The sequence below is a fragment of the Blautia sp. ZXY-1-C6 genome (assembly GCF_056339875.1).
This window is the reverse complement of sequence record NZ_JBWJVQ010000152.1, coordinates 1-10,712: the sequence shown is the minus strand read 5'-3', so window position 1 is coordinate 10,712 and position 10,712 is coordinate 1. Positions and strand designations below refer to the sequence as shown.

The following is a 10,712-nucleotide window of genomic DNA, read 5'->3' as shown; positions in this document are numbered from 1 at the left end:
GGGCGCAAAACAAGAAGTGCAGATCGTTTATCGCCTGATTTCTCCATACTTTTGGCCAGAAGAAGATTGGCGGCTTCATTTTTGGGATTTTTATCCAGAGCATTTTCTGCAATCCGCTGTGCTTCTTCATAATTTTGCTGTGCATATTGTTTTTTTGCCCTGGAATATAAGGCAGAAAAAGTATTTAACTGCCGATAACAAAAGAACCCCAGTAGTGTCGCCGCACACAGAAGCAGACATAGAAGCTGTTTTCTGCTGAATTTCAGCTTTCTTCTTTTTGGATGCTTGAAATATTTTATAATTTTTGTTTTCTGTTTTTTTTCGGATGGGCGGTTCTGCTGCTCCTTTTTCATCAGAGTTTCCACTGTGCTGAATTCTCTTACCCAGGGTATCTCCGCAAGGCAGTAGGGGCAGTACAGAGAGCCTTTTTCCACCTCTTTATGACATTTAGGACATTTCATAGACAGTCCTCACTTACTGATTTTCCAGATAATTCTGAAACTCCTCCATAGACATAAGAACTTTTCTCGGTTTTGTTCCCTCTTCCGGTCCCACTACACCTGCGTCGCAGAGCTGATCCATGATTCTTGCCGCTCTGTTGAAACCAATCTTAAACATTCTCTGCAGCATACCAATAGAAGCTTTCTCTTTCTCTATGATAAACTTACCTGCTTCTTCAAAATGGATGTCCCTTTCATCTCCGGACATACCTGTTGTTACAGGAGAATTTACCTGCTGCTCGATCTGTTGGTTATACTGGACACCCGGATTTTTATCTGCAAGAAATTCAACCACAGCACTTACCTCATCATCAGATACAAATGCACCCTGAAGTCTTGCAGGCTTCTGATATCCCTGAGGATAAAAGAGCATATCACCTTTTCCAAGAAGCTTCTCGGCTCCGTTCATATCCAGAATTGTCCTGGAATCCACACCGGAAGATACAGAGAAAGCAATTCTGGAAGGCATATTCGCCTTGATCAGACCGGTGATAACATTTACAGACGGTCTCTGTGTGGCAATGATCAGATGGATACCTGCCGCACGTGCAAGCTGGGCCAGGCGACAGATAGCATCCTCCACCTCTCCGGGCGCAACCATCATAAGGTCTGCAAGCTCATCCACGATAATCACGATCTGCGGCATTTTCACAGGTTCTTCTTCAGCTCCTGCCGCCTTGATCTGCTCTGCTTTTTTATTATATTCATCCAGATTACGGACACCGTACTCCGCAAATGTATTGTAACGGTTTGTCATCTCCTGTACTGCCCAGTTTAATGCGCCTGCTGCTCTTCTTCGGATCTGTCACAACCGGAATAAACAAATGTGGAATTCCATTATACACACTGAGCTCTACTACTTTAGGATCGATCATGATAAGCTTTACTTCATCCGGATTTGCCTTGTACAGGATACTGATGATAAGTGTATTGATACATACTGATTTACCTGAACCGGTTGCACCTGCGATGCGAGAAGATGTGGCATTTTGGCAATATCCGCAACTACAGTCTTACCTGCAATATCCTTTCCTACTGCAAAAGAAAGTTTGGATTTTGCCTTCTGAAATTCTTCTGACTGGAGCAGATCTCTGAGCATAACCGTACTGTTCTCTTTATTGGGAACCTCAATGCCCACTGCTGCTTTGCCGGGGATCGGTGCTTCAATACGGATATCAGGAGTGGCAAGATTCAGTTTGATGTCATCTGCAAGACCTACAATTTTGCTGACCTTCACTCCCATCTCGGGCTGAAGTTCATAACGGGTAACTGTTGGTCCGCAGCTCACATTAGTGACAGTCACGTTCACGCCGAAATTGTGAAGTACTTCCTGGAGTTTTTTTGCAGTCTTACGCAGATAGGCATCAGAATCCCCCTGAGCTTTGCTGCTTCCTTTCTTCAGCAGATTTAAGGCTGGAAATTTATATTCTTTTTTTACGGCTGCTTCCTGTCGGGTGATCTCATGCTGAATGTTTACAATTCCGCTCTGTATCTCTTTTTCAGAAGATTTGGGGTTTTTCGAAGGCGGCCGCACTGCCTTCTCATCCTGAAAAGGGGGCAGATCTTCCTCCGGTTCTGAAACCACAGATTTCTTCCGGTCAGTGACAGCATCTTCAAATGGAAGGTCTTCCTGCTGTTGTGATTCATTATCTGCCTCGTATGTATCCGGGGATGTATCCGCTCTGTGAATCTCAAAATTCATCGGAGCATCGATGTATGGTTTATTATCCGCATCATCAGAGGATTTAATCCCTGTGTTCTCGGTATCCTCCGCAGCTTCGGCTGTATCTGCTGCTGCTTTATCTGTATCTGCTGCTTTTTTCAGAAGTTTCCCCTTTTTCTTTGGCTTCTGTTCAGAATAGCCTGTCAGCTTGGTTCCTTCCAGAAAGCCGCCTTTTTTCATTTTTTTTGCTTCCGAAGGATCCATGAGAAAGTCATCATCTGAAAATTCATCATCGCCAATTTCTTCCTCCAGTCTGCGGACTCTTTCTTCACGCCGCTGTTCTCTTATAAGCTGACGTTCTCTGGCACGTTCTTCTCTATATCGCTCACGTTCAGGCTGCCCCTGCATATAGCGCATATGTCTGTCTTTTACAAAATCACACACCTTTATAACCAGCCGCGTTACAAAATCGAGCAGAGAGCGCTGTGTGATAATGATCATACATACAACAAATGCCAGTATAATGATCACATATCCGCCGATAGTTCCAAAAGCAGATGTGACAGAAATACAGATCGCTCCTCCGATCAGACCACCGCCTGTTTTATAATCTGCGCTTAAAGCATAATAATCCAGCAAAGTTGTACTCTGCATATATCCGTCTGTGAGAAGCTGCGCTGCCCCACACAGAAACAGAAACATCACAAACGCCGCTGCAAGTTTCTTATATGCCAGCCGGTTTGTTTTATTGATCAGAATAAATGCTGATTCAAGGAAAAATACGATTGGAAACAGATATGCCATCAGTCCCATCAGTCCGAAACAGAAATTACTGATCGCATCTCCCACAAAACCACCTGCTCCAAAATTGCTTGCCATCAGGATCACACATGCGGCCAAAATCACAAATAATATGATTTCTGTCTGAAATCTGCCGACTTCCTGTTCCATTGCTGTCTTCTTTTTTGTATTTCTTCCCGAATGCCCGGTATTCTTACTCTTTGATGCTGCCATTCTAAGGCTCCCCTCCTTGATCTTCTCGTAAATATCTTCCCTTTACAGGGCAAAATTTAATGCCAGTGTAATAATACCGACTATAAATGAATAATATGCAAAATAGCGTAATTTTATATTCTGAGTCATGGCTATTGTATTTCGGACAACAAGACATCCCGCAAAACCGGCGATGATCATTGCAAATACATAGGTAAACCCAAGTCCTGCCGTCATTTCAGAAGCACCAAAATTTCCGATTTCCGTAAAAAAAGCACCTATGATAGCAGGCAGACTCATAAAAACAGAAAAACGAACCGCAAATTTGCGGTTATATCCGCATAACAGTGCAGCACATAACGTAAATCCCATTCTGGAAATCCCCGGAAAGACAGCAATCCCCTGACAAATTCCAATCCACATGGCGCTGTCATAAGAAGCCTCTCTCGGTCCCTTTTTTCCACCGGATTTATTCAGATCTGTTACCAGAAGAAATACGCCTGTAAGTAAAAATCCGATTCCCGGAACAATCTGAGAGTCTGCGGCCAGAAGAGCCAGCCGTTTTCCTGTAAGTCCCAGAAGTGCTGTTGGAATCATGGAAATCACAAGAAGTGCACCTGTTTTCCGATATGTTCCGGTGACTATTCTGGCATAGCCCAAACTTTCCCCTGTCTTCTTGTTATGGATATATAGATTCAGATTACCGATCATATCCATAAACATCCCCAGAAGTCCCAGTCCGATTTTTTTTAAATCTTTGCGGAACAAAAATATAATTGCTGCCGCACTTCCAAGATGGAGCATCGTTTCTGACAGCAATCCGGTTTCGTGGCCGATTCCCATATATTGTTCCAATATGCATAAATGTCCCAGGCTGCTGACAGGAAGAAATTCCGTCACAGCCTGAATGACAGCCAAAAATATCAAATATACAACGATCATAGAACTGATTCCTTTTTGTTTCTCCAAAATTATGGTTTATTATAGCACACTCAGAAAGGCTTTACAATAAAAAGCCCCCTGACTGTCATGTTCACAACGTAGCCAAAAGTTACTGTTCACTCCGTTCCCAGCAACACGCTTCGCGATGCACAGAATTTATGCTAATCGCATAAATTCGCGCAGTATGTCTCGGGTTTTCTGTGACCTTCGCTCACAAAAAACACCTCGCGGGATATTACCAGTGAACAGTAACAGCCAGAATTCATTCATTTTCCTGCTGCTTTTTTTCTTTTTCATGTGCCAGCAGTTCCTGTACCGATTTATGTGCAATCCGGAATTCTTTTTCAAAATAAGCATTGATCTCTGCACCGTATAACAGAAGATTCATACAGATATACAACCATACCATGACCATGATGATCGTCGCAAGGTTTCCGTACATATTACTGAATCCCGGAAAAATCTCAAAATAAAAAGAGAATCCGTATGAAAATATCGACCATGCAACTGCTATGATCAAGGCTCCGGGAATCTGGCTTTTGAATGTGGCTTTTCTGTTCGGAAGAACCTTATACAACATAAGAAAAACCAGAAACAACACACCAAATACCAACAGTGCTCTTGCCCCCAGTATTTTTCCCAGAACTCTTCCAAGAAAAGGAATATATCTTGATACAACTTTCTGTATTTCGTTTCCGAGTACAAGCATAAGCAGAGACACGATTACCGCAATCACCAGTGATAAAGTATAGAATACTGCATAAATTCTGGTTAACAGCCAGTTACGGGTTTCTTTTACGTGATAAATGGTATTTAATCCATTGATGATAGACTGCATTCCTTTTCCGGCAGACCACAGTGCCACAATTGCTGACAAAGGGACAATTGCAGTACTTCTTTTGTATACATCTACCACGATCCCCAGAACAAAACTCTGCAGATTCTCCGGAATAAAAGCAACGATCGCATCCCTGACTACATTATAGGTCAGAGGTGTATACCGTACCAGTGTAGTCAGAAACAGAATGCAGGGAATAAAAGACATGATCAGAAAATACGCTGCCTGTGTCGCATAAGCTCCTACGTGATCTCCGGATACACGTTCCATAAACCCGAATAAAAGCCCTGTAACAGACCGGGTTTTATTTTTCTTTTTCATATATGTCTCCATTCTGTTATTTTACAGCAGTCATTTCTGATAATGCATTTATGGTGATTGCTGTAATTATAAAGATAACTGTTTCGAATATCTCTGTTTACTATCATACCATGAAACTGCCGTTATGACAAACATGAATTATGGATAATAAAATCCGGTTCTTTTCATGCTGGAATGCTGTAGATATGAAAAAAACCGGATCAATATGTAATTAGTTTTATGGTCAGATTTTTACTTTATGATGTAGAAATGATAAGCAGTCACAGAATCATACTGTTCACCTGCATTAAGAATCGGGGAGTGGAAATCTTCAACATTGACCGCATTCGGTTCAACCTGCGTTTCCAGACAGAAAGCATCCCGCTTATTGTAAGTATGACCATTTTTACCATGTTCATTTTCGACAAAATTTGCTGCGTAAAACTGTACACATGGACAGTCAGAAGTGACATCCATGGCAATTCCGGTTTTATCACTGTATGCGGTTGCGATCAGTCTTCTGTTTCCTTTTGCATAATTGTCTGTCACATAATTGTGGTCATATCCGCCTGTGAATTTCAGCTGGTCAAATTCTGCTTCAATATCCTGCCCGATCTTTTTGGCAGTTCTGAAATCCATGGGAGTCCCTGCAACTTCCCCATACACTCCTGTAGGAATGGAATGACTGTCGGCTACAGGTGTATAATATTTTGCATGGATTGTAAGATACTGATCCATGGCGGTTCCGCTTCCCTCACCATTCAGATTGAAATAAGAATGATTTGTCATATTGGCAACTGTCGGTTCATCGCAGATTCCCTGATAATGGATCCTCAGTTCGTTGTCTTCCGTAAACTCATATTTTACAGACACATCAAATTCTCCCGGGAAACCATTCTCGCCATCCGGACTTATACGGTTAAATATAACACTGTTTTTATCATCGGAAATCTCAGCCACTTTCCAGAGCTTTTTTTCAAATCCGTCAGGACCGCTGTGAAGATTATTGTCATTCTCATTCTGAGCAAGAACTACTTCTTTGCCATTGACAGAGAATTTCGCACCGCCGATGCGGTTTCCGTTTCTGCCGATGGTTGAACCGAAAAAGCATCCATTTACTTCATAAGATGCCAGATCATCATATCCAAGTACTACGTCTGTTAAAGTACCATCTTTATCAGGTACGCAGACCTTAACCAGGATTGCTCCAAAATCTGTCACTTCCGCATATGCCCCGGATTTGTTTTCCAGATGAAAAATTTTTACTGTTTCCCCAGTCTGTAATATGCCGAACTTTCTTTCAGAAACACTCATTGTTTCCAACCTCCCGTATCATAAAATAATATTAAATCCAAAAGATAATAAAAAAGAGCCTCTCTACGGCTCATTTTTACAGTTCCCGAAATGCCGTTCCCTTCCCATTGACGCCTAGCCGCAGCTAGGTGGGTATCCTCAACAGACCTTCTGTCTTCCGCTGCATAATGACGGCCTGACATCCGGCCTGCGATGTTGGGTTCCCGTTAAAGTCGATGTAGGTTCAAAAAAAGAAGGGGCCTCGTACATTTCAGGATATTCACTGTTTTTAACTGATTTTTATTATACTCCAGTATATGTTCTTTTTCAACATAAAATGTAGAATTAATTATATTTTTTTATAATATGGAGATTATCGGATTCCAAGGATATCTTTTACTGCCTTTGGCATATCCGGCGCATCTACCACCCGGTTATGAAGTACCGGTGCTGTGCGGATCGTCTCAACTGCCTGTGGAAGTTTCACTCCGGAAAGCGCACTCAGTTCATCAGCCAGTGCAAAATCATCCTTACCGTCTGTATCTGCTCCAAGTGCTTCCATTACACTTCTTGTAAATTTATATGGGCTTGCTGTGGATGCAATGACAGTTGGTGTGGTATCATTGGTATCTTTTACATATTTGTCATAAACACCTGCTGCAACTGCAGTATGGGTATCTATCACATAATGACTGTCTTTGAAGATTTCTGCGATTGTTTTTGCTGTTTCGTCTTCTGTACAGTAATTGCCATAGAAGTCTGCAAGCTGTGCCTTCATGTCTTCTGTGATGGTATACTCGCCGCCAGCAGTAAGAGACTGCATCAGCTCTGCACATTTTTTTGCATCACCGCCTGCGATACGGTAGATCAGACGTTCCAGATTGCTGGAGATCAGAATATCCATGGACGGTGAGGTTGTAAGGATAAAGTCACGCTTTCTGTCATAAGTTCCTGTGCGGAAGAAATCATACAGAACCTTGTTATCATTGGAGGCACAGATAAGTTTGTGAACCGGAAGTCCCATCTGTTTTGCATAATAAGCAGCCAGGATATTTCCAAAGTTTCCGGTAGGTACTACCACATTGATCTCCTGACCGTCTTTGATCTTGCCCTGACGTACAAGTGATGCATATGCATATACATAATAAACAATCTGCGGTACCAGACGTCCAATATTGATAGAGTTCGCAGATGAGAACTGATATCCTGCAGCATCAAGTTCTGCTTCCAGTTCCTTATCATTGAACATTTTCTTTACGGCAGTCTGTGCATCGTCAAAGTTTCCGGTAATTCCCACAACATATGTATTGTTGCCTTTCTGAGTTACCATCTGTTTCTCCTGGATAGGACTTACACCATGTTTCGGATAGAAAACGATGATCTTGGTTCCCGGAACATCTGCAAATCCGGCCATTGCCGCTTTACCTGTATCTCCGGAAGTAGCGGTAAGAATAACAATCTCATTTTTTACCTGATTCTTCTTAGCAGCTGTAGTCATAAGATGTGGAAGAATTGATAATGCCATATCCTTAAACGCAATGGTCGCACCATGATACAGCTCAAGGAAATAAGCTCCGTCTGCTTCATGAAGCGGTGCAATCTCTTTTGTATCAAATTTTTCATCATAGGCATTGTTGATGCAGTTCTTTAATTCTTCTTCTGTAAAATCAGTAAGGAAACATTTCATTACTTCATATGCTGTCTCCTGATAGCTCATCTTTGCCAGCTCATCCATTGGGACATCCAGCTTCGGAATCTCTGTCGGCACAAATAAGCCGCCATCCTCAGAAAGCCCCTTTAAAATAGCCATAGAAGCTGTTACGGTTTCTTCTTTTCCTCTTGTGCTTTTGTATAATACCTGCATGATATTTCCTGCCTTTCCAAAGTTATTCGTAACTGTTCAGTATATTGGCAGTAATAATAAACCGCTGAACAGTTACAGTTATTCATTTCGCCAATTGAGCACATTATAGCATATACTTTAGCAAAATACTATCCTAAATTATTTCTCTTTTTTCTGTCTTTTTATGATTGATTACTATAAATCAAAAATACTGGACATATTCTTTTGTTCCCGAAGAATATGTCCATATTTTGAGCAGTATTACCGCAATCCTGTTAAATGAGTTATATGAAGAGTATCGTTTATTACGATCCTGTGGAACTTTCTGCTGAATCCGGATAGGTATAAAATTCATGTACGCCGTATTTAAACAGCCTTTTCAGATCTTTCTCAAACCAGGAGACATTCTGGCTTTCAGCTTCAGACTTCTGGATAAAAAACAGTGCTCCTTCTGAATAATCCACACCTTCAAGAGCCTGTCTGACGGCTTCTCTTGTCTCATCTGTAACAGTTACTTCATTGATACGTCCGTCATAAGTCGGCGAAAACTGCGGAACACCATTGGTATTCTGCCATACCACTTCTGTGACTGTATCGGGAAATTCCTTATTCTTTATACGGTTCATGATCACATTGGCAACCAGAATGCGTCCCTTGACATCCTCAGTACCTGCTTCAGCTTCTACAATATGAAGCAATGTATCATAGTCCTCATCCGACATCATCCGGGCACTCTCTGCAAGAGCCGCTGTCCTTGCATCTAACTCATTGATGCTGCTCTCCATAGAAGAGCTGACATCGAATTCTGCCATATTATCTTCAATAACTTTGATTCTCTGACCGACCATTACCTGTTCACAGGAAGTTCCGATACGTGTGACTGATTTTTTGGGAGAAGCTGTATCATTCATTCCAGATACTACTCCTGCAATTCCTGTTGGCAGTACATCTGTTTCGTCAGCATCAGAGGAAAAAGTTTTCTCCCTATTTTCAGAAGCTGCATATACTTTGTTTTTTCCATTAAAATCTGCTATTCTGCCGCCTGCTGCAAACGCAATCGCCGTACAGGTACACACTGTAACCAGTATCAGACTCCGCGCCGGATTGCCGGACTGTTTTGACTCTTTTTTCTGAACTTTCATACTTATCATTCCTTGAGTTTTTTTAATTACAGGTTTTTATGGTTGTAACATTTCTGTAACTTATAAGAAAATTATATTTAATATAATTGATTTTGTCAAGCTTTTTTCATATTTTTGTAACATTTTAGCTTGCAAAAAAGAAAAAAAGGAAGGCTCCATCAATGAAATCTCCCTTTAATATATGCTTCATTTTTCTCAATTATTACATTTATTTTTTTCGCCGCAGATCAGGAACATAGGGGTTGGATTATAAAACTCATCTTTCTTTGTATAAATTCTGCTGCTGATACCCAGATCAATGGAGAATCTGTTGATACCCAGTTTTCCCAGTGTCTCCAGATCCCAGGCAGGGCGTACATAGGAACTGATAGGAAGCTGACGTTTAATTTCCTCGCATTCCTGCATCATGGCATCGCCTACTGTAAAATGAGCATGATTGGCAGGCAAATCAGCAGTATCTGAGAAATCATCTGCACCATAATTGGCATCTGCGTTGATCAGGATTCCTCCCGTTTTCAGCACACGAATCCATTCTTTATATGCTCTTGCTGCATCCGGAAGTGTCCAGGTAAGATTTCTGGACACGATCACATCAAAGGTACCATCAGGAAAATCCGGATTTTCCGCATCCATTACTTCAAACGTACAGGAGGCGTTCTCTTCTTTTGCCAGTTCCCTGGAATGAATGATCATATCCGGTGTCAGATCGATTCCTGTAACTTCATGTCCCAGTTTTGCTAAAAGAATGGAAAAGAAGCCTGCACCGCATCCCACATCCAGAATCCTTAATTTTCCATCAGGAAGAAAAGTCCCGATCTCTTTCAGCCATTTATCAGCCATATCACTGTGAAGCTCAGCTCTTCTCTGTTCCATAAAACTGTCGCTTCTTTTCGCCCAGTAATTTGTGATCTTTTTCTTGCGTTCATCCTTTCTTCTGCTGAAACTGCCATATGCGATCATCGGACCATCCTTAATAACCTGAAGACTTCCCGTCTGATATAGAACCACTCCATTTAAATCGGATAAACTTGTCTCCAGAATATTTCTCTCATAATCCTTAACACAGCCAAGATACTCTCCAACCTTAATGATATCTCCCGGTTTTTTGGCAGGATACCACAGCCCGGATACACTGGCAGACTGATAACGCACATCTTCAATTTCCATGGGATAATAATTACTGTAACTTCTCATGCCA

Annotated in this window: 7 protein-coding genes, 1 other RNA gene and 1 pseudogene; all 9 read right to left on the bottom strand. The window is 41.7% G+C overall.

Going from position 1 to position 10,712, the window contains the following annotated elements; genetic code table 11:
- The coding region (locus AC075J_RS06585; RefSeq protein WP_476390163.1) for a tetratricopeptide repeat protein at positions 1-461 on the bottom strand (461 nt) is incomplete at its 3' end.
- A gap of 13 nt (positions 462-474) precedes the next feature.
- Positions 475-3,042, bottom strand: a pseudogene (locus AC075J_RS06580) (FtsK/SpoIIIE family DNA translocase).
- Positions 3,043-3,219: 177 nt separating this feature from the next.
- Positions 3,220-4,098: an undecaprenyl-diphosphate phosphatase gene (locus AC075J_RS06575; protein WP_173744603.1), complete on the bottom strand. Its 879-nt coding sequence runs from the start codon at positions 4,096-4,098 to the stop codon at positions 3,220-3,222.
- A gap of 262 nt (positions 4,099-4,360) precedes the next feature.
- Entirely contained in the window at positions 4,361-5,257 is an 897-nt protein-coding gene (locus AC075J_RS06570; protein ID WP_008703238.1) for a YihY/virulence factor BrkB family protein, read from the bottom strand.
- Between the two features lie 231 nt (positions 5,258-5,488).
- Positions 5,489-6,550 carry an aldose epimerase family protein gene (locus tag AC075J_RS06565; protein WP_022381415.1) on the bottom strand — a complete coding sequence of 354 codons (1,062 nt, stop codon included), beginning with the start codon at positions 6,548-6,550 and terminating at the stop codon, positions 5,489-5,491.
- Between the two features lie 78 nt (positions 6,551-6,628).
- A non-coding RNA gene (gene ssrS / locus AC075J_RS06560) (6S RNA) lies at positions 6,629-6,810 on the bottom strand.
- A gap of 92 nt (positions 6,811-6,902) precedes the next feature.
- A complete protein-coding gene (gene thrC / locus AC075J_RS06555; RefSeq protein WP_022381416.1) occupies positions 6,903-8,393 on the bottom strand; it encodes a threonine synthase in 1,491 nt (496 codons plus the stop codon).
- Between the two features lie 284 nt (positions 8,394-8,677).
- Positions 8,678-9,514 carry a cell wall hydrolase gene (locus AC075J_RS06550; protein WP_020993931.1) on the bottom strand — a complete coding sequence of 279 codons (837 nt, stop codon included), beginning with the start codon at positions 9,512-9,514 and terminating at the stop codon, positions 8,678-8,680.
- Positions 9,515-9,709: 195 nt separating this feature from the next.
- Positions 9,710-10,712: class I SAM-dependent methyltransferase (locus tag AC075J_RS06545; protein WP_476390162.1), on the bottom strand; the 1,003-nt coding region annotated here is incomplete at its 5' end.